This is a genomic window from Planotetraspora sp. GP83, assembly GCF_041262585.1.
Classification (GTDB): domain Bacteria; phylum Actinomycetota; class Actinomycetes; order Streptosporangiales; family Streptosporangiaceae; genus JAOEGB01.
Window position 1 is genome coordinate 1 of record NZ_JBGCBZ010000042.1, and the last position, 20621, is coordinate 20621.

The 20621-nt window shown below is 70.4% G+C and carries 17 protein-coding genes; 13 read left to right on the top strand and 4 right to left on the bottom strand.

Features of this window, described 5'->3' with window-relative positions:
* Window positions 1-317 precede the first annotated feature (317 nt).
* Window positions 318-887, top strand: coding sequence for a glycoside hydrolase family 25 protein (locus ABH927_RS33620; protein WP_370028455.1), 570 nt, complete (start codon window positions 318-320; stop codon window positions 885-887).
* A gap of 119 nt (window positions 888-1006) precedes the next feature.
* Complete coding sequence (gene thrS / locus ABH927_RS33625) at window positions 1007-2983, top strand: threonine--tRNA ligase (protein ID WP_370028457.1); 1977 nt, start codon at window positions 1007-1009, stop codon at window positions 2981-2983.
* 87 nt (window positions 2984-3070) lie between these two features.
* Here the strand turns inward: thrS and ABH927_RS33630 are convergent, their stop codons facing one another.
* The gene (locus ABH927_RS33630) at window positions 3071-3715 is read right to left on the bottom strand and encodes an Asp23/Gls24 family envelope stress response protein (protein ID WP_370028459.1); all 645 of its coding nucleotides are present in this window, start codon (window positions 3713-3715) and stop codon (window positions 3071-3073) included.
* A gap of 205 nt (window positions 3716-3920) precedes the next feature.
* Between ABH927_RS33630 and ABH927_RS33635 the strand changes: the two genes are divergently transcribed.
* Complete coding sequence (locus tag ABH927_RS33635) at window positions 3921-4469, top strand: HIT domain-containing protein (protein WP_370028461.1); 549 nt, start codon at window positions 3921-3923, stop codon at window positions 4467-4469.
* Window positions 4470-4513: 44 nt separating this feature from the next.
* On the opposite strand, the gene ABH927_RS33640 is transcribed toward ABH927_RS33635, so the two are convergent.
* From ABH927_RS33640 to ABH927_RS33650, 3 genes are all read right to left on the bottom strand, one after another.
* Window positions 4514-6679, bottom strand: coding sequence for a hypothetical protein (locus tag ABH927_RS33640; RefSeq protein WP_370028463.1), 2166 nt, complete (start codon window positions 6677-6679; stop codon window positions 4514-4516).
* A 309-nt stretch (window positions 6680-6988) separates the two neighbouring features.
* Complete coding sequence (locus ABH927_RS33645) at window positions 6989-8641, bottom strand: glycoside hydrolase family 10 protein (protein WP_370028465.1); 1653 nt, start codon at window positions 8639-8641, stop codon at window positions 6989-6991.
* A 229-nt stretch (window positions 8642-8870) separates the two neighbouring features.
* Window positions 8871-11000 (bottom strand): elongation factor G-like protein EF-G2, encoded by a 2130-nt coding sequence (locus tag ABH927_RS33650; protein WP_370028467.1) that lies wholly within the window; start codon window positions 10998-11000, stop codon window positions 8871-8873.
* A gap of 279 nt (window positions 11001-11279) precedes the next feature.
* Between ABH927_RS33650 and pgsA the strand changes: the two genes are divergently transcribed.
* The 10 genes from pgsA (at window position 11280) to ABH927_RS33700 (ending at window position 20168) form a co-directional block, all read left to right on the top strand.
* Window positions 11280-11885, top strand: coding sequence for a phosphatidylinositol phosphate synthase (gene pgsA, locus ABH927_RS33655; RefSeq protein WP_370028485.1), 606 nt, complete (start codon window positions 11280-11282; stop codon window positions 11883-11885).
* The gene (locus tag ABH927_RS33660) at window positions 11882-12859 is read left to right on the top strand and encodes a phosphatidylinositol mannoside acyltransferase (protein ID WP_370028468.1); all 978 of its coding nucleotides are present in this window, start codon (window positions 11882-11884) and stop codon (window positions 12857-12859) included. Before pgsA ends, ABH927_RS33660 begins: the two co-directional genes overlap by 4 nt.
* Entirely contained in the window at window positions 12856-13986 is a 1131-nt protein-coding gene (locus tag ABH927_RS33665; protein WP_370028470.1) for a glycosyltransferase family 4 protein, read from the top strand. Before ABH927_RS33660 ends, ABH927_RS33665 begins: the two co-directional genes overlap by 4 nt.
* Complete coding sequence (locus ABH927_RS33670) at window positions 13983-14525, top strand: hypothetical protein (RefSeq protein WP_370028472.1); 543 nt, start codon at window positions 13983-13985, stop codon at window positions 14523-14525. Before ABH927_RS33665 ends, ABH927_RS33670 begins: the two co-directional genes overlap by 4 nt.
* A gap of 140 nt (window positions 14526-14665) precedes the next feature.
* A complete protein-coding gene (locus ABH927_RS33675) occupies window positions 14666-15670 on the top strand; it encodes a DUF3048 domain-containing protein (protein ID WP_370028474.1) in 1005 nt (334 codons plus the stop codon).
* Between the two features lie 114 nt (window positions 15671-15784).
* Complete coding sequence (gene pdxS, locus ABH927_RS33680; protein ID WP_370028476.1) at window positions 15785-16699, top strand: pyridoxal 5'-phosphate synthase lyase subunit PdxS; 915 nt, start codon at window positions 15785-15787, stop codon at window positions 16697-16699.
* A 373-nt stretch (window positions 16700-17072) separates the two neighbouring features.
* A complete protein-coding gene (locus ABH927_RS33685) occupies window positions 17073-17498 on the top strand; it encodes a MarR family winged helix-turn-helix transcriptional regulator (RefSeq protein WP_370028478.1) in 426 nt (141 codons plus the stop codon).
* A gap of 45 nt (window positions 17499-17543) precedes the next feature.
* Window positions 17544-18755, top strand: coding sequence for an MFS transporter (locus ABH927_RS33690; protein WP_370028480.1), 1212 nt, complete (start codon window positions 17544-17546; stop codon window positions 18753-18755).
* 66 nt (window positions 18756-18821) lie between these two features.
* The gene (gene pdxT, locus ABH927_RS33695; protein WP_370028482.1) at window positions 18822-19412 is read left to right on the top strand and encodes a pyridoxal 5'-phosphate synthase glutaminase subunit PdxT; all 591 of its coding nucleotides are present in this window, start codon (window positions 18822-18824) and stop codon (window positions 19410-19412) included.
* A gap of 3 nt (window positions 19413-19415) precedes the next feature.
* Window positions 19416-20168, top strand: coding sequence for a YebC/PmpR family DNA-binding transcriptional regulator (locus ABH927_RS33700; RefSeq protein ID WP_370028483.1), 753 nt, complete (start codon window positions 19416-19418; stop codon window positions 20166-20168).
* Window positions 20169-20621: the final 453 nt, after the last annotated feature.

Consider the following 20621-nt stretch of genomic DNA (forward strand, 5'->3'; position numbering starts at 1 on the left):
CGGCCCATCTGCGCCAGCACATGGCCGACGCCCGCCTCCGCGCGAGGATCCACACCCGCGAGCACGGCGAGGACCCGGCCGAGATCCGCGACTGGGTCTGGCCCCATTGGCCGTGATCATGCACACCTTCCCTCGCGGGCATTGTGACCTCGTCAAATCGCGTTCGTGATCATGTGCGCGTTCCCGGAACAGGGCGGCGGCCTGCCAGAACCTCACATGTGATCATGCACGGATAGGCGATCTTGAACCCCGCAAGGGCCGGCCTTGTTCCGCGAAAGGGCTCGCGGGCCGATCACATCGTCATTAGGGTCATAGCGATGATCCAGGGCATAGACGTCTCCGACTGGCAGCCCTCCGTCGACTGGAACGGGGCCGTGTTCGGCTTCGCGCGGGCGACCGAAGGCGACACCGAGACGGACCCCGCCTTCGACCGGCACCGGGCGGCCATGGACCGGGCCGGTGTGCTGTCCGGCGCCTATCACGTGGCGCGGCCGGGAGGCGACCCCGCCGTCCAGGCCCGCAACTTCGTCGATCACGCGGGAGCGGGCCTGCTCGCCGTCGATCTGCGCACCTCGGACGGCCTGCCGCCGGCCGAGGTGGCCGCCTTCGCCCGGCGCTGGTGCGCCGAGGTCGGGAGGCTGGCCGGAGTCTCACCGATCGTCCGCACCGTGCGCCACTTCGCCGCCGAGGGGAACTGCGAGGGCCTGGGGGACCTCCCGCTCTGGATCGCCGCGCCCGGACGGCCCATGGGCAAGCCGGCCGTACCGGCGCCGTGGACGACCTGGTCGCTGCATCAGTACTCGAACAGCCCCGTGAACCTCAACGTCTTCGCCGGGTCCCTGGAGGAGTTGGCCGCTCTCGCCGCGCGGGAGTCGCGGGGGCGGTAAGCGCGCGAATTCGGGGTGGCGGCACCGGTAGCATCGGATGCGGGAGGCGCCGCCCGGCTCTCGCGGCCGGGTTGTCTCGCGGGGCCCCCGCAAGAACCGTTCCCGAGCAAGGAGACACCGTGTCTGCCGCCCTAGAAATACACATCACCCTCGCCGGAGCCGAGCGCGTGATGGCGGCGGGCACGACGGCCGGGGAGGCGCTGGAGGCCGACGGCAGGTCGGTCATCGCCGCCCGGATCAACGGAGAGCTGCGCGACCTGGCCGCCGAGGTGGCCGAGGGCGACGTGGTCGAGCCGGTGGCCATCGACAGCCCCGACGGCCGGGCCATCCTGCGCCACTCCACCGCCCACGTCATGGCCCAGGCCGTCCAGGAGATCTTCCCCGAGGCGAAGCTCGGCATCGGGCCGCCCGTGGAGAACGGCTTCTACTACGACTTCGACGTCAAGCAGCCATTCACCCCTGACGACCTCAAGCGCGTCGAGAAGCGCATGCGGGAGATCGTCAAGCAGGGCCAGACCTTCCGGCGGCGGCCGGTGTCGGACGACGACGCCCGTGAGGAGCTCGCGGCCGAGCCGTACAAGCTGGAGCTGATCGGCCTGAAGGGCGGCGCGGCCGACTCCGAGGACGGCGCGAACGTCGAGGTGGGCGGCGCGGAGCTGACCATCTACGACAACCTGGACCCGAAGTCGGGCGAGCTGTGCTGGAAGGACCTCTGCCGCGGGCCGCACCTGCCGACCACCCGCGTGATCTCGGCGTTCAAGCTCATGCGCTCCGGCGGCGCCTACTGGCGGGGCAGCGAGAAGAACCCGCAGCTCCAGCGCATCTACGGCACCGCGTGGGAGTCCCGCGAGAAGCAGGACGAGTACCTCCACCTGCTGGAGGAGGCCGAGAAGCGCGACCACCGCAAGCTCGGTGCGGAGCTCGACCTGTTCAGCTTCCCCGACGAGCTGGGCTCGGGCCTGCCGGTCTTCCATCCCAAGGGCGGCATCATCCGCCGGCTGATGGAGGACTACTCGCGCCGCAGGCACGAGGAGGCGGGCTACTCCTTCGTCAACACCCCGCACATCACCAAGGAGCACCTCTACAAGGTCTCCGGGCACCTCGACTGGTACGCGGACGGCATGTTCCCGCCCATGGAACTGGAGGGCGCCCGCTACTACCTGAAGCCGATGAACTGCCCGATGCACAACCTGATCTTCAGGGCGCGCGGGCGTTCCTACCGCGAGCTGCCGCTGCGGCTGTTCGAGTTCGGCACCGTCTACCGCTACGAGAAGTCCGGCGTGGTGCACGGCCTCACCCGCGTCCGCGGCCTCACCCAGGACGACGCGCACATCTACTGCACCCGCGACCAGATGCGCGACGAGCTGAAGTCGCTGCTGCGGTTCGTGCTCGAGCTGCTGCGCGACTACGGCCTCGACGACTTCTACCTGGAGCTGTCGACCAAGGACCCGGTGAAGTACGTCGGAACCGACGAGGCGTGGGAGGAGGCGACCGAGACCCTGCGGGAGGTCGCCGAGTCCGAGAAGCTGGAGCTGGTCCTCGACCCGGGCGGCGCCGCGTTCTACGGCCCGAAGATCTCGGTGCAGGTGCGTGACGCCATCGGCCGATCATGGCAGATGTCGACCATCCAGCTCGACTTCAATCTGCCCGAGCGTTTCGAGCTGGAGTTTCAGTCGGCCGACGGCTCGCGCCAGCGGCCGGTCATGATCCACCGGGCGCTGTTCGGGTCGATCGAGCGGTTCTTCGGCGTGCTGGTCGAGCACTACGCGGGCGCGTTCCCTCCCTGGCTCGCCCCGGTGCAGGTCATCGGCATCCCGATCGCCGACGCCCACGCCCCCTACCTCCAGGACGTCGCGAAGCGGCTGCGGGAGCGGGGCGTCCGGGTCGAGGTCGACGTCGCCGACGACCGGATGCAGAAGAAGATCCGCAACGCGCAGAAGGCCAAGGTGCCGTTCATGCTGCTGGCCGGCGACGACGACGTGGCCGCGGGCGCGGTGTCGTTCCGCTACCGGAACGGCGAGCAGAAGAACGGCGTCCCGGTCGACGAGGCCATCGCGGAGATCGTCGACGCGGTGGAGCGCCGCATCCAGGTCTGACCGCCCACCCCGGCGTGATCAGCCGGGTTCCCGCAAACCCTGTCATCCGGTACGGCTCGCGCCAATGGGCGCGAGCCGTACCGGACCTCAGAAGTCGTCCTCGCGGGGGGAGGCCGGGACCTCGCCGGGCAGGCGGACGTCGTCCACGGTCACGTTGACCTCGACCACCCGCATGCCCAGCATGTGGCTGACCGACCTGGCGACGTTGGTCTTGACCTCGTTCGCCACTTCCATGACCACATGGCCGTACTCGATGACGATGGTGACGTCCACGGCCACCTGACGGTCCTGGATCTGCGCCCGGACGCCCTGGTTGGCCCGCTTGGTCCCGAGCCCGATGCGGTCGCGCACGTTCTCGAACGCCCGCTCCAGGTCGCCGCCGAGGTCGGCGACGCCGGGGATCTCCAGCGCGGCGAGCGCGGCGACCTTCTCGACGACCTCGTCGGCCACCTTGATCCGGCCCTTGACGACGGCGGTCGTGAGAGGGTCCGCCGCGGGCTGGATCCTCGCGACCGGCTCCTGCGTGCCGTACGGGGACTGGCGGGGCGTGTCCGTCTCCCCGAAGAGCCTGCCGACCGGTTCCTCCGCCGGCTCGTCCCGCTGCCGGCCGAGCTCCCCCTCGTCCCGCTGCTCGACCTGGTGGCCGGCCGGCTCCTCCACGGGATCGACGGGATCCACGGGATCGTGGTCTTCGGAGGGATGGATCGACTCCACTGCGACGACGTCGGTCATGTGCAACTCCTCGGCGGTTGAGGGCCCCCGCGGGCTCCGCGCAGCGGAATTCTGCCGGAAGATCGAATGCTTTGTCCTGCATAAAGCCCGGCCGACATGGGGAGATCCGTGCGTCATATGCTGCTTCACATGCGGCAGGTGCGGCGATCGGCAGCGTGGCCCAGCCGGCCAACAGGGGACGGCGAACGAGGAGGAGAGGGCGACCGTGAGCTCAGACCCGATCGAGCAGGGCGGCGTCGGGGTGCCCGACAACTTCCAGCGGCTCTGGACCCCCCATCGGATGGCCTACATCAAGGGCGAGAACAAGCCCAGCGGGTCGGGGGAGAACGACGGCTGCCCGTTCTGCGAGATCCCGAAGATGTCGGACGAGGACGGCCTGATCGTCGCCCGCGGCTCCGCCGTTTACGCCGTGCTCAACCTGTATCCCTACAACTCCGGGCATCTGATGGTCTGCCCGTACCGGCACGTGGCCGACTACGTGGACCTCGACGAGGCGGAGACCGCAGAGCTGGCCGAGTTCACCAAGCGGTCGACCCGGGCGCTCAGGAAGGCCAGCGGAGCCCAGGGGTTCAACGTCGGCATGAACCTCGGCAGCGTGGCGGGGGCGGGCATCGCCGCCCACCTGCACCAGCACGTGGTGCCCCGGTGGGGCGGAGACACGAACTTCATGCCCGTGGTCGGGCACACCAAGGTCCTTCCGCAGCTCCTGCGCGACACCCGGGAACTGCTCGCGGACGCCTGGCCCGTCTCCTGACGCCGTGACGCCCGGCCGGGCGGGCTCCGTAAGGGCGGGCTCCGTCAGGGCGCGGGGCTGGGCTGCGGCCGGGGCGCCGGGCCGGGGACGGGCTCGCCGACCTGGAGGGCCCGGATCCCGGCGCTGAGGACGAGCGGGACGGCCAGCGCGAGCGCCATGGAGAGCACGGCGGCCCCCGAGTCGTTGACCAGCATGCCGACCACTCCGCTGACCAGCGCGCCCAGCAGGCCCGCCTTCAGCATCGGCGCCCGCTCGAACGCCACGGGGAGCACGCCCGCGCTCGCCGCTCCCGGCCGGAACAGCGCGAAGATCAGGAACGCGAACGCGGCGATGACCACGGGCATCAGGTTGGGGCTGATGAGCGTGTGCAGCATCGCCCCGAGCTTGCGCGAGATCACCGGCAGGAACGTGCCGTCGAAGACCTGGGCGACGAACCGCCCGAGATGGGTCTGGTCGGCCGCGGGACGCAGGTAGTCGAGGAAGGCGATGGCCATGACGACGACGCCGCCCGCCAGGCAGAACGCTCCGAGCCTGACGACCGACACCCGCTTGCCCGCCACGAGGAGCGCCGCCACGGCGATGCCGGGCACGAACGCGATCACGCCGCCGAAGTCGCTGCCCACGCCCGGCCAGCCGTCCAGCAGCATCGCGAAGCAGCCCAGGCCGGCCACCAGGCCCACGCCAAGGATCTTGTGGCCCGACCGGGCGAGCCCGTCGGCGATCGCTGTCGTGACGAGCAGGACGGCGGTCGCGAGCAGCGCGAACGGGATGTTGCCGAGGCCGTAGTAGCGGGCGCCGACCACGCCCGTGTACCCCATCACGCTGTTGAGCTGGAGCGGCGTGCCCGTCAGGAGGTCGGCGAGCAGGACGGCCGCCGTGACGGCCGCGACCACCACGGGCGGCCCGAGCACGCTCCTGCGCCACGGCCCCGCGAGGGCGACCACGCTCAGCGCCGCCGCCGTCGCCAGGATGGCCCCCACCAGCACGAGCGTCGGCTGTGCCGTACGCGCCCACGGGGTCAGGTTGACGAGGTAGGTCGAGACGGGGATCGAGGCGAGCGCGACCGCCGCGATCCGGACCCCGCCCAGGCCCTCCCGGCGGCGCAGCAGCAGGAACGCGGTGATGTAGAACAGCACCTGGAGGACGGCCAGGGACGTGAAGAAGACGCCCCCCATGTTCCTGATCGTCTGCCCTGCCACATCGGCGATCTTGAGCGCGTCGATCCGCTGCGCCACGGTCCGCTCACCGGCGGCGTGGGTCTCGGCGGGCACGCCCACGACCGTCGCCGGGACGGAGCCGGCGACCTGGTTCAGCATCGTGGCGGTGAGGTCCGGGACGATCAGCATGTCGTCGCGGTGCGTCGACCGGGCGCCGAGCGTGAGGACGTTCTCTGGGTTCTTCAGGGCCGGGCCGTACAGCATGGCCGCCCGGAGGTGGGGGACCGGGCCGTGGTCGGAGAGCCCGGCGACGAGGATGGTGCTGCCGCTCAGGTGGGGGAGGACGGCGGCGAGCTTCGCGTCGGCCGCGCGGACGACGGCGCGGCGAGCCTCCGGAGTGAGTTTCTCGGTGGTGAGCGTGACCTTGCCGTCCTCGATGTACGGCGCGGCCACGTCGTCGAGGTCCACCGCGACGACCGGGCAGCGGGCCCAGTCGGTGACCTTGGCCGGGGTGTCGGCGTACACGTCGACCTTGCCCTGCCGGTCGGCCAGGGCGAGCGCCGCCCCGGGGCCGACGGCCATCGTGCACTGCCGGGCGTCGTGGACGGCCTGGCCGAGCGTGCCCGCGTACCGCCTGCTCTCGTCCGGGAGGAGGCTCAGGTCGGGCACGACGGCGCCCTCGCTCCGCGGTGCCGGGGCGGGTGGCAGGCCGCACCTGTGCCCCACGGCCGACCGGACTCCGGCCGAGACGGTGAGCCACCCGTCGTACGGGCAGGTGATGTTGCCGACGGTCCGCACGGAGAGCGAGCCGAGGGCGCTTGATCCGGCGAGGCTCCAGAGGTTAGGCGTGTCGGAGGGGGTGACGTCGCTCCACATGAGGCCCGGCACGCCGATGAGGACGATCTGTCCCCCCTGCGCCCGCGCGGCCTGTCCTTCCTGCGCCCGTACGGCCTCGCCCTCGGCGGCCCCGGCCACACGCGCCATCGCGGAGCCCGTGGGCAGGAGCAGGCCGACCAGCACGCCCATCACCAGCGCGACCAGCGCACGCCTCACCGAGACCTCCCCGAAGTCACCCCCCGCGTGATCATGCGGAAGTTCCCGCCCACGCTACCGGACCAGCCTCAACCCTGTACGTGATCATGCGCAAGTTCCCGGAAAGCCCTTTGCGCTGGCACGATACCGTCGGTGACCATGCAATCACAACGCCCCCGGCGGTAACGCTGCGCGCCACCGGGAGGAGGCACGCCCAGACCGTGAAGGAGGACCAGCCTCATCACGCCGCCGGCGCTTTTGCCAGATCACGGAGAGCGTTTGCTCAGATCAAGCGCCGTCGCGGGAACCCATACATGATCACGCGTGGGGTCATGCGCCGGGGGTGGGGAGGCTTTCGTTGTTGAGGCGGTCGAGGGCGGTGACGTAGTAGGTCCCGGGGTCCTTGGTCACGTAGGACGGGGCGGCGCTTCCGGGCACCACCGCCACCAGGTTGCGCCCGTCGGCCATGGAGCAGTCGCCCGCCTTGCCGTCGACCCGGTAGACGGCGTACGCCCGGGCGTCGGGCTGCGCCTGCCACTGGAGTGTGCCGCCGGCGTTCTTCACCCCGCGCGGGGCGGCGGGCGCCTTCGTGTCGAATCCCTTGAGGAGGGGAAGCAGCGCCGGCCTGCTGTAGTGCTGCGTGACAAGGCGGTCGAGGACGGTGAGCGGGTTCTGGCCGAGCTGGCTGGCGCTGAAGTAGACGTCGCCGCTGACCTCGGGGTACTTCTGGTTGACGATCAGGTGGGAGGGCATCTCGACCGCCCTGGTCCAGGCCGCGGTGTCCCGGCTGCCCACCCGGTAGAGGGCTTGACCGATGTAGAGGTCGACGCCCGAGCCCTTCACCGCGTTCGCCCACCACGGCACGAGCGCGTCGTAGTCGGCGGCCGCGAAGCCGCGCGGCCAGTAGAGCTGGGGGATCAGGTAGTCGACCGACCGCGCCTTGATCCACGCCTTCGCATCGGCATAGATCTGGTCATAGGCGGACATGCCCTTCGTGTTCGACCCGGCGGGGTCCTCGGCCTTGTTCCGCCAGATCCCGAAGGGGCTGATGCCGAACTTCACGTACGGCTTGGCCGCGTGCACGGCCGCCCAGACCTGCGCGACGAGCTTGTTGACGTTGTCCCGCCGCCAGTCGGCCAGCTTCGCCCCCTTGCCGTACTTCTTGAAGGCCGCCTGGTCGGCGAACCTCGTGCCCTGCCCGGGATAGGGATAGAAGTAGTCGTCGAAGTGCACGCCGTCCACGTCGTAGCGCCGCACCACGTCGGTGACGACCCGGGTCACCCAGTCGCGCACCTGCGGCAGGCCCGGGTTGTAGTAGAGCCCGCCCTCGTGCTTGACGACCCAGTCGGGGTGGATCCGGGCGGGGTGCGACGCCGGGAGCCGGGACAGGTCGGTGGTGAAGCCGGCCCGGAACGGGTTGAACCAGGCGTGGAACTCCAGGCCGCGCTTGTGCGCCTCGTCCACCAGGAAGGGCAGCGGGTCCCAGCCCGGGTCCCTGCCCGCCGTCCCGGTGAGGACCTCGGACCACGGTTCGAGCGACGACCGGTAGAGCGCGTCGGACGCGGGCCGCACCTGCACGAAGACCGCGTTGAACCGGCGCTTGACGGCGTTGTCCAGGAGCTTGACGTACTGCGCCTGCTGCTGTGTGGCGGACAGGCCGGCGCGGGAGGGCCAGTCGAGGTTGTGCACGGTGGCGATCCAGACGCCCCGGAGCTGGCGCTTGCGATACCGGGCGCTGGTCGTGCACGTGACAGCCTCGGCCGCCCGCGAGGAGGCTCCGGAACCCGCCGCACCAGACGTGCCGGAGGCGCCGGAGGACCCGGACGTCCCCGTGCGCGCCGATCTCGCCGTGGTCGTCTCGTTCCCGGTCCGCTCCGTCCTGCCCGCCTGGTCGGTCTTGCCCGTCTGCTCGGCCTGCGCCCCGGGTCCGAAGGTGTAGGCGGCGCCCGTGGTGACCGCCGCGACGACGGTCGTGGCGATCAAGGCGCGACGGACGTGTCTGTGGCCCCGTTCGGTCACGTGGCGGCCCTCCCGATTTCCCGATGCATATGGCCATCAGTCTTACATCGGCAAATGGATGGTTTCGCCCGAAAAAAGAAATCGCGTTGTGATGCGGATGTGACGGGAGGCACGTAGTGAGATTCCCCGGGTGCCGGTCCCGTGAAACTCCGGCACCCGGGAACGCCGCACCCGGGAAACGCCGAAGAAAGCGCTAGTCGGCCGTGGCGGCCATCTTTTCGGCCAGGTGGGAGGGCAGCGGTTCGTATCGCAGGAATGTGCGATGGAACGTCCCGGTGCCGTGCGACATCGAGCGCAGGTCGATGGCGTATCGGGTGATCTCCAGCTCGGGCACCTCCGCCCTCACGAGCGTGCGGCCCGTGCCGACCGGCTCGGTTCCGAGCACCCTGCCCCGGCGCGAGGAGAGGTCGGACATGACGGCCCCCACGAACTCGTCGGAGACCAGGACAGAGACCTCGTCGACGGGCTCCAGCAGCAGGGCCTGGATCTTCGCGGCGGCCTCCTTGAGCGCGAGCTGCCCCGCGATCTGGAAGGCCATGTCGGAGGAGTCCACCGAGTGGGCCTTGCCGTCGTAGAGCGTCACCCGGATGTCCACGACCGGATATCCGGCGACGACCCCGCGCTCCATCTGCGCCCGGACGCCCTTCTCCACGGAGGGAATGAACTGCCGGGGCACCACACCTCCGACGATCTTGTCGACGAACTCCATCCCGCCGCCGGACGGCAGCGGCTCCACCTCGAGGTGGCAGATGGCGTACTGCCCGTGGCCGCCGGTCTGCTTGACGTTGCGCCCGGTGCCCTGGGCCTTGCCGCCGAAGGTCTCCCGGAGCGGCACCCGCAGGTCCGTCTTCTCCACCTCTACGCCGTGCCGTTTGGCCAGGCGGTCGAGCAGGACGTCGGCGTGGGCCTCGCCCATGCACCACAGCACGAGCTGGCGGGTCTCGGCGTTGTTCTCCAGCCGGAGCGTCGGGTCCTCGGCCACCAGCCGGGCGAGCGCCTGGCTGAGCTTGTCCTCGTCGGCTTTCGACTTCGCCCTGATCGCGACGGGCAGCAGCGGATCGGGCATCGTCCACGCCGGCATGAGCAGCGGGCGCTCCTTGTCGGACAGCGTGTCGCCGGTCTCGGCCCTGGAGAGCTTGCCGATGGCGCAGATGTCGCCCGCGACGCACTTGGCGAGCGAGCGCTGGATCTTGCCCAGCGGCGAGGTCAGGCCGCCGATCCGCTCGTCCACGTCGTGGTCCTCGTGGCCCCGGTCGGCCAGGCCGTGCCCGGAGACGTGGACGACCATGTCGGGGCGGAGGGTGCCCGAGAACACCCGGACGAGGCTGATCCGGCCGACGTAGGGGTCGCTCGTGGTCTTGACGACCTCGGCGACCAGCGGCCCGTCGGGATCGGCGGCGATGTTCGCCACCGGCTTGCCGTCGATCGTGGTGATCTCGGGAAGCGGGTGTTCGAGCGGCGACGGGAAGCCCTGCGTGACGATTTCGAGGATCTCCCGCATTCCCACCCCGGGGCCGGCCGCGAGGACGGGATGGAAGCTGGCCCGCGCGACCGCCTTCTCCAGGTCGTCGATCAGGACCTTGGTGTCGATCTCCTCCCCGGAGAGGTAGCGGTCCATGAGGGACTCGTCCTCGCTCTCCTGGATGATCCCCTCGATCAGCTCGCTCCGGTACTGCTCGATCAGGCCGAGCTGCTCCGCGTCCGGCTCCCGCTCGGTACGGCTGCCGCCGCCGTAGTCGAAGAACCTTTGCGAGAGCAGGCCCAGCAGACCCGTGCCGTTCACGGGAAGATAGAGGGGCGCGACGCCTTCGCCGAAGACGTCCTGGCAGCTCGCGAGGACTTCGTCGAAGTTGGCCCGCTGGTGGTCGATCTTGGTGATGACCACGGCGCGGGGCATGCCGACCAGGCCGCACTCCTCCCAGAGCATCCGGGTCAGGCCGTCGACGCCCTCGGCCGCCGAGACGACGAACAGCGCCGCGTCGGCCGCGCGCAGCCCGGCGCGCAGGTCGCCGACGAAGTCCGCGTAACCGGGGGTGTCGAGGAGATTGATCTTGATGCCGTTGTGCACGATCGGGGCGACCGACAGGTTGACGGAGCGCTGCTGGCGCACCTCCACCTCGTCGAAGTCGCTGACCGTGGTGCCGTCCTCGACCCGGCCGGGGCGCTGGATGGTGCCCGTCGCCGCGAGCAGCGCCTCGACCAGGGTGGTCTTGCCGGCTCCGGAATGGCCGACCAGCACGACATTCCGTACCATGTCCGGCCGATCGGCCGCAGGTGCCCTGCCGGCGGCTCCCGCTGCGGCGCCGGTTGATCTTTCGGCCACATCGCCTCCCGCGTCTCTGAGCGGTCGGGATGGGCGCGTCGCGCGTGCCCCGCGCCGGCCGCTCGTGCCGTCGCTGTCCGCGCCCGTGGCCCCGCCTTCGCGGAGCCCGCGCGGGATGCGACGTGGCGTTTCACCGCACGTCTCACTGCAGGTCATCTCCGCGCGGCCTCGCAGGCGCGTGTTCTTCACCCTTTACCCATGTGGCGCATATCACAAGACATTTCGCCGGAATGTGCTTGCGAGCTCAGCGTGCCGTTCATGGCCTACGATCGGACGGCGATGTTGAAAGTCCTGCGCCCCGCCGTCACCCGTGTCATGACCCCGCTGGGGCGTGCGCTCGCCCGCCTCGGGATCTCTCCTGACGTGATCACCGTCGTGGGCACCATGGGTGTGGTCGTCTCCGCCCTCGTCTTCTACCCTCGCGGGCAGCTCTTCCTCGGCACCGTCGTGATCACTGTGTTCGTCCTCGCGGATCTGCTGGACGGCGTGCTCGCCAGGATGACGGGCAAGGGCAGCACCTGGGGCGCGTTCCTGGACTCCACGCTCGACCGTCTCGGCGACGCCGCGGTCTTCTCCGGGCTGATTCTCTACCTCGTCCTGGAGGACGAGCCGGAGATCGTCCTCGCGGGCGTCGCGCTGTTCTGTCTCGTCGCGGGAGCATTGGTGTCGTACGCCAAGGCGCGGGCCGAGGGCCTCGGGATGACCGCGAACGTGGGCATCGCCGAGCGGGGGGAGCGGCTCGTCGTCGTGCTGGTCGCGGCCGGGCTTTCCGGGCTTGGCGTGCCGTACGTCCTGGCGATCGGGCTCTGGCTGCTCGCGGCGGCGAGCGCCGTCACGGTCGTCCAGCGCATGATCCATGTCTACCGGCAGGCGGTGGTGAGATGACGCGCGCGGCCGGCACTCCGGGGAGTCCCCACCCCCGCGTGCCGCTGGTCGACCGGCTCGTTGCGGCCGCCTACTCGGCGGGCTGGCTGGTCGTACGGCACATGCCGGAACGGCTCGCCGCGTGGTTCTTCCGCGCGCTGGCCGATGTCCTGTGGCGCAGGCAGGGCAGGCTGGTGCGGCGCCTGGAGTCCAACCTGGCCCGGGTGGTGGGCGAGGACGCCGCCGGCCCGGCCGTCCGCGAGCTGAGCCGCGCCGGGATGCGCTCCTACTTCCGCTACTGGATGGAGGCGTTCCGCCTTCCCTCCATGAGCCGCGAGCGGATCCTGGACGGCACCTACGCGATCGGCGGCGAGCTGATCTTCGACAACCTCGCCTCGGGCCGTGGCGCGGTGATGGCCCTGCCCCACATGGGCAACTGGGACGTGGCCGGCGCGTGGCTCGTGCACAAGGGACATCCCTTCACGACGGTCGCGGAGCGGTTACGCCCCGAGTCGCTGTTCGAGCGCTTCGTCGCGTACCGGGAGGGCCTCGGCATGGAGGTGCTCCCGCTGACCAAGCAGGGCGGCGGCAGCGCGATGGCCTTCGGCACGCTCGCCAAGCGGCTCCGCGAGGGACGGCCGGTGTGCCTGCCCGCCGAGCGCGACCTGACCGCCTCCGGCGTGGAGGTCGACTTCTTCGGTGCCCGGACCCGCATGGTCGCGGGCCCCGCCCTGCTGGCGATCCAGACGGGCGCCGCGCTGCTGCCCGCCGTCATCTGGTTCGAGGGGGACGGCTGGGGCATCCACATCCATGAGGAGATCCCGGTCCCGGCCGAGGGGACGCGTCAGGAGAAGGTGGCCGCGATGACGCAGAGCATGGCGGCCGTGTTCGAGAAGGGCATCGCCGAGCACCCGGAGGACTGGCACATGCTCCAGCGTCTCTGGCTCGACGACCTGCTCGACGAACGGGAGCCCCGCCCCGGGGGAGCGCCGTGAAGATCGGCATCGTCTGCCCGTACACCTGGGACGTCCCGGGAGGCGTGCAGGCGCACATCCGCGACCTCGCCGAGGCGCTCATCGCCGACGGCCATGAGGTGTCGGTCATCACCCCCGCCGCCGACGACGCCCCGCTGCCGTCCTACGTGACCTCGGCGGGCCGCGCGGTGCCCGTGCCGTACAACGGGTCCGTGGCGCGGCTGGCGTTCGGCTTCCTCTCGATGAACCGCGTCCGCAAGTGGATCAGGGAGGGCGGGTTCGACGTGCTCCACGTGCACGAGCCCGCCGTGCCGTCCCTCGGCGTGCTGGCCTGCTGGGTGGCGCGCGGGCCGATGGTGGCGACCTTCCACGCCTCCTACGAGCGCTCCCGGGCCATGTCGGTCGCCGCGCCCATGCTGCAGAGCGCCCTGGAGAAGATCACCGCCAGGATCGCGGTCTCCGACGCGGCCCGCAAGACCCTCGTGGAGCATCTCGGCGGCGACGCGGTGCTGATCCCCAACGGGGTGACCGTCAGCCGGTACGCGGCGGCGACGCCGCTCCCGGGCTGGGGCCCCGACGGCGACGTCATCGGGTTCCTCGGCCGGATGGACGAGCCGCGTAAGGGCCTGCCCGTGCTGCTGGAGGCCTTCGCCCTGCTCGCGCCCGAACGGCCCGGCCTCAGGCTGCTGATCGCCGGCCCCGGAGACCCCGACGACGTGCTCGGCCGGGTGCCCAAGCAGTACCGCGACCGGGTGGGGCTGCTCGGCATGGTGAGCGAGGCGGACAAGGTCCGCGCCTACCACTCCGTGGACGTGTTCTGCGCGCCCAACCTGGGCGGCGAGAGCTTCGGCATCGTCCTGACCGAGGCCATGTCGGCCGGGGCGCCGATCCTGGCGAGCGACATCCCCGCGTTCCGCCGGGTGCTCGGCGACGGGCAGGCCGGGGCGCTGTTCGCGACCGGCGACGCCGCGGCCCTCGCCAAGGAGGCCGCGCGGCTGCTCGACGACCCCGCCCGCAGGGCCAAGCTCTCCGACGAGGCCCGGGGCGCCGTCCGGAAGTACGACTGGTCGACCGTCGCCCGGGACGTCGTGCGGGTCTACGAGACCGTGGCGCACGCCACCGCCGGGGTCGTGGAGGACACCGCGTGACGACGACGATCCTGATCCTCGTGGTGGGCGTGCTCGTCGTGCTCACCGCCGTCTACATCTCCTGGCGGGCGGGCCGGCTCGACCGCCTGCACATCCGGCTGGAGACGGCCCAGGCCGCGCTCGACGCCGCCCTGCTGCGCCGCGCCGCCGTCTGCCTGGAGCTGGCCGGGTCGCGCATCCTCGACCCCGCGACCTCGCTCGTGCTCGCCGCGGCCGCCCACGAGGCCCGTACGGCAGGCCCGGACGAGCGGGAGCACGCGGAGAGCGACCTGTCCAAGACGCTGCGCGCGGTCGTCGGCCAGGAGCGCTTCCGGGAGAAGCTGGCCGAGCACCCCGCGGGCACCGCGCTCATGGAGGAACTCGACACGGCGGTGGCCAAGGTCGTCTACTCCCGCCGGTTCTTCAACAACGCCGTCGCGGTCACCCGTACGGCCCAGCGGCGCTGGCTGGCCCGGACGCTGCGGCTGGCCGGGCACACCGACTACCCCCAGTTCTTCGAGATCGACGACGCCCCGCCGGACTCACTTGCCGCGGAATAGGGCGTTGTGACCGATTAGTGAAGGACACGTTGTGGTTCGCCGGTAAGCTCATGCCGTTTCGTGGCGTGTTTGTCGCGTGGTCCGTGCGAACCAGGTATGTCGTGCCTGCTCGCGGGGTCTCCATCGGGAGGAGCGTAGCGGTGCGGGCAGTGATCGGCTTCACGGTGATCATGGGGGTCGCCCTCACCGGGACGGCGTGCTCTTCCAGTGGCGGCGCGCCCGGCACGCCGTCGCAGGGGGCGTCCGCCTCGGCCTCCCCGTCGCCCACCGCGCCCCCCGAGCACCCGTTCACCGGCCGTCCGGTGGCCGAGCGCAGGCCGGTGCTGGCCGTGAAGATCGAGAACACCTCGGCGGGCAAGCCCCAGATGGGTCTGCGCAGCGCCGACATCGTCTACATCGAGCAGGTCGAGGGCGGGCTGACCCGGCTCATGGCCATCTTCAGCTCGAAGCTGCCCGCCCAGGTCGGGCCGGTGAGAAGCGCCCGCATCTCCGATCTGCACATCCTCCCGATGTTCGGCAAGCCGGCGCTCGCCTACTCGGGCGTCCAGACCAAGATGATTCCGTTCGTGCGCAAGGCCTCGCTGTGGGACGTGTCCGACAGCAGTGCGTTCTCCGCGTACTCCCGCGTGCCCGGTCGGGTCGCGCCGTACAACCTGTTCGGGAGCCCGAAGAAGCTGCTCGCCAAGGCGCCCAAGGCCAGCAAGGCCGAGGATATCGGCTTCGTGTTCTCTGACGAGCCGCCGGCCGGCGGCGTCCCGCAGAAGCAGGTCAGCGTGCGCTATCCGGCGGCCCGGTTCACGTTCGCCTGGTCGGCGGCGCAGAAGCGATGGCTCGTCACGCAGGACGGAGCGAAGGACATGGCGGCCGAGGGCGGCCAGCAGGGCGCTCCGACGATCGTGATCCAGTGGGTCAAGACGGACAGGTCGCAGTTCCACGACTTCCACGGCAGCTACACGCCTCTCGTCCACACGGTGGGCAAGGGCACGGGCGTCGTGCTCCGGGACGGCCAGGCGTACAAGGTCAACTGGTCGCGCGCCTCCGAGGAGAAGGGCACCACGTACACGACGGCCGACGGCAAGCCGATGCCGTTCGCCCGTGGCCAGGTGTGGGTCGTCCTCGCGTCACGGAAGCCCGTGGCGCCTTGATGGGCAAGTAGTACAAAAACAGTGATCAACCCTGACGGAGTGGAACGTCAGGGGAGGGATCGGCCAGGACCTACCATGGAGGGGAATCCATACCCGCCGTCGTGAGGTAGCACCGTGTCCAGCAGCACCCCCGAAGTCAACGAGTCCACCGCCGTCGGCACCGCCCGCGTGAAGCGTGGCATGGCCGAGATGCTCAAGGGCGGGGTCATCATGGACGTCGTCACCCCGGAGCAGGCCAAGATCGCTGAGGACGCCGGAGCGGTCGCCGTCATGGCGCTGGAGCGGGTGCCCGCCGACATCCGCGCCCAGGGCGGCGTGTCCCGCATGAGCGACCCCGACATGATCGACGGCATCATCAACGCCGTGTCGATCCCCGTGATGGCCAAGGCCCGGATCGGCCACTTCGTCGAGGCCCAGGTGCTGCAGGCGCTGGGCGTGGACTACGTCGACGAGTCCGAGGTGCTCACCCCGGCCGACTACGCCAACCACATCGACAAGTGGCAGTTCACCGTGCCCTTCGTCTGCGGCGCCACGAACCTGGGCGAGGCGCTCCGCCGCATCACCGAGGGCGCGGCGATGATCCGCTCCAAGGGCGAGGCCGGAACAGGCGACGTGTCCAACGCCACCACCCACATGCGGAAGATCCGCGGCGAGCTCAAGCGCCTGACCTCCCTGCCGGAGGACGAGCTGTACGTCGCGGCCAAGGAACTGCAGGCGCCGTACGAGCTGGTGGCCGAGGTCGCGAAGACCGGCAAGCTGCCGGTGGTGCTCTTCACGGCCGGCGGCATCGCCACCCCGGCGGACGCCGCCATGATGATGCAGCTCGGAGCCGAGGGCGTCTTCGTCGGGTCGGGCATCTTCAAGTCCGGCGACCCGGCCAAGCGCGCCGCCGCCATCGTCAAGGCCACGACGTTCTATGACGACCCGGACGTCCTGGCCAAGGTGTCGCGGGGCCTGGGCGAGGCGATGGTCGGCATCAACGTGGACGACATCCCCGCCCCACACCGCCTCGCCGAGCGCGGCTGGTAGCCAGCCAACCTCCCCCCTCCCTGGGTGGTGATCATGCACAAGCTCCCGGACGGTGTGCCTGACCGGCCCCGTCCGGAGGTGTGATCATGCACGGGGTCCGCGAAGGCCGGCTTGAGCTGGCCTGTTCCTGACTGTGATCATGCACAGCTTCCGAGGTGGGTCCCGCTAAGCGCCGCCGGTTGTGCGTGATCACGACTGCGGATGACGCAGCTCAGGCGCGTGGCACGGGAATCCGCGCATGATCACGAACACGGGAACACGGGTCGAACGCGCTGCCGGGAACCCGTGCATGATCACGCGCGGGGTGTGACTGCCGCGTCCCAGGGGGACGTGCGGGCAAATAGTTAGCTTGCCTAAGTTAGGCTGTCTAAGTATGACGACGGACGACACCGGGCCTCTGGCCGACACCCTGTCGCGCGAGCTGCGTCACCTCGTGATGCTGCTCCGCCGTACGACCGCGGGACAGCCCGTGACCTCGCAGCAGTACTCCGTGCTCGGCTCCCTCGAAGGCGCCCCCCGCCGGATGACCGAGCTCGCCGAGGAGCACGGCGTCCAGCTCCCCACCATGACCGTGCAGATCAACCGGCTCGAGGACGCCGGACTGGTGGCGCGCGGCAGCGACGCCTCCGACGCCCGGGTCCGCACCGTCGAGCTGACCGGCGAGGGCAGGTCCCGCCTGCGTGCCGTACGGCAGGCCAGGATCGCCTACCTCGCCCGGCAGCTGGAAACCCTCACCCCTGAAGAGCGGTCGGCCATCTCCGTCGCCCTCCCCGCCCTGGCCAAGCTGGGCCGGGCCTGATCTCCGGCCTGATCTCCGGCCTGATCTTCTGAAGGAGAGCCACGCATGTCATCGCAGAGCGGCGGGATGCTCCGCCAGCCCGTGTCCGTCTGGGCCACCGCCTTCGCCGCAGTGGTGGCGTTCATGGGCATCGGCCTGGTCGACCCCATCCTGCCGTCGATCGCCAAGGGCCTGAAGGCCACCCCCAGCCAGGTGTCGTTGCTGTTCACCAGCTACTTTCTCGTGACCGCCGTCGCCATGCTGATCACCGGCTGGGTGTCCAGCCGAGTCGGCGGCAGGCGGACGTTGCTCCTCGGGCTCTCGCTCGTGGTGCTGTTCGCCGCGCTCGCCGGCACGTCGGGCAGCGTCGCGCAGCTCGTCGGCTTCCGCGCGGGGTGGGGGCTCGGCAACGCGCTGTTCGTCGCCACGGCCCTCGCTGTGATCGTCGGCGCGGCCAGCGGGGGAGCGGAGAAGGCGATCATTCTCTACGAGGCCGCGCTGGGTCTCGGCATCTCGATGGGCCCCCTCCTCGGGGCGGCGCTGGGCGACTGGAGCTGGCGGGCGCCGTTCTTCGGCACCGCCACGCTGATGGCCGTTGGCTTCGTCCTCATCGTCTCCCTGTTGAAGGAGACACCCAGGCCCGCCGTGAGGACTCGGCTCAGCGACCCCATCCGCGCTCTCGCTCATGGGGGCCTTTCCACGACCGCGTTCACCGCGCTGTTCTACAACTTCGCGTTCTTCACCGTGCTCGCGTTCACGCCGTTCATCCTCGGCATGACGGCGTACGGCATCGGCGCCGTGTTCTTCGGGTGGGGCGTGTGCGTGGCGCTGTCCTCGGTCTTCGCCGCGCCGTGGTTCCAGCGCCACCTCGGCTCGGTGCGGGTGCTGTGCCTGTCGCTGGCCCTCCTCGCGGTGTTCCAGGTCGGCATCGCCCTGTCCGGGCACGCGGGCATCGTGGTCTTCACCGTGCTCTGCGGGATCCCCATCGGGCTCAACAACACGATCTTCACCGAGGCCGCCATGGAGGTCTCCGACGCGCCGCGTTCCGTCGCCTCCGCCGGGTACAACTTCGTCCGCTGGCTCGGCGGGGCGCTCGCGCCGTACATCGCGACCAAGCTCGGCGAGGAGGCCGGCCCCGCCATGCCGTACTATCTGGGTGCCGTGTGCTGCCTCGCCGGGATCGCGGTCCTGGTCACCCGTCGCCGCCACCTCGCGGCGCTGGACCACGTCGACGTGGACCACACCTTCCAGGACGCCACGCGCGCCGCGGCGGCGTAACGGCCGGTTTGGGCGGTTGCCGGACATGGCCATACGCTGAATCGGCCACCAGACGAAGGGACCGCCGTGACCTCTGCGCCGAAGATCGGCGTGCTCGCCCTCCAGGGCGACGTGCGCGAGCACATCCGCGCCCTGGAAGCCTCGGGCGCCGAGGCGATCGCCGTACGCCGCCAGGAGGAGCTCGACGCGGTCAGCGCCCTCGTCATCCCCGGCGGGGAGTCCACCACGATGTGGAAGCTCGCGGCCGCGTTCGAGCTGCTGGAGCCCCTGCGGCTGCGGATCAAGGAGGGCATGCCCGCGTACGGCTCCTGCGCCGGCATGATCATGCTGGCCGACCGCATCGAGGGCGGGATCGAGGGCCAGCAGACGCTCGGCGGGATCGACATGGTGGTCCGCCGCAACGCCTTCGGCCGCCAGGTCGACTCCTTCGAGGCCGACCTCGACTTCGCCTCCAGAGGCCCGATGCGGGCCGTGTTCATCCGCGCGCCCTGGGTCGAATCCGTTGGCCCGGACGTCGAGGTGCTGGGCAGAACCGAACCTGGGGATAGGATCGTCGCGGTCCGTCAGGGACCTCTGCTCGCGACGTCCTTCCACCCGGAGCTGACCGGCGACGCGCGGGTTCATTCGTATTTTGTCGAAATGGTGAGGGAGTTCTAGGCGATGTCCGGCCACTCCAAATGGGCGACGACGAAGCACAAGAAGGCGGCGCTCGACTCCAAGCGCGGCAAGCTGTTCGCCAAGCTCATCAAGAACATCGAGGTCGCGGCCAGGACCGGCGGCCCCGACCCGGACGGCAACCCCACGCTGTACGACGCCATCACCAAGGCCCGCAAGAGCTCCGTCCCCATCGACAACATCGAGCGGGCGCGCAAGCGCGGCGGCGGCCTTGAGGCCGGCGGCGCCGACTGGCAGACCATCATGTACGAGGGCTATGCCCCCGGCGGCGTGGCCGTGCTGATCGAGTGCCTCACCGACAACCGCAACCGCGCGGCCTCCGAGGTGCGCGTCGCCCTCACCCGCAACGGCGGCTCCCTGGCCGACCCCGGCTCGGTGTCGTACATGTTCAACCGCAAGGGCGTCGTGATCGTCCCCAAGGGCGCTCTGAGTGAGGACGACGTGCTCATGGCCGTCCTCGACGCCGGCGCCGAGGAGGTCAACGACCTCGGTGACAACTTCGAGGTCGTCTCCGAGGCCTCCGACCTCATCCCCGTCCGCAAGGCCCTGCAGGACGCCGGGATCGACTACGAGTCGGCCGAGGCGAGCTTCATGGCGACCATGAACGTCCCGCTCGACGAGGAAGGCGCCCGCAAGGTCTTCCGCCTCATCGACGCGCTCGAAGACAGCGACGACGTCCAGAACGTCTGGGCCAACTTCGACGTCAGCGACGAGGTCTTGGAGAAGCTCGACGTCTAGTCGCGTCTAGTCGGCTGGTCTCCGGTGCCGAGTTCCAGGATAGGACCCAGGTAGCGGTCCCAGGCTTCTTCTCTGAGACCTTCCACCGCCTGGCACGCCCGTCTCGCGCGCTGGTCCCCCTGAGCCTGCGGAACATGGGCCTGCTGGGCACGGGGGACCGGTGTGGTGCCGCCCACCCTCGCCTCCCGCACCACCTGGCGTTGACCTCGCCCACGCCAGGCGGTGCGCCGACGCCAGGTAGGCAGCGTCCCGTCCACGCCTGCACATGGCCGTGCGCGGTTCAGGGAGACGCAGCGGGCTGTGACAGGGCCTGTGCGTGGTCAGCGTTGCGCTGTTTTCTGCTCAGGTTCGGAATCGTGCGGCGTAGCGGCCTTTTCTGCCGAGGTGGGTGAGGGTCCAGGTGCCGTCGGGGTTGCGGTGGGTGGTGTAGCGGTCGGGGTGGGCGGCTTTGTC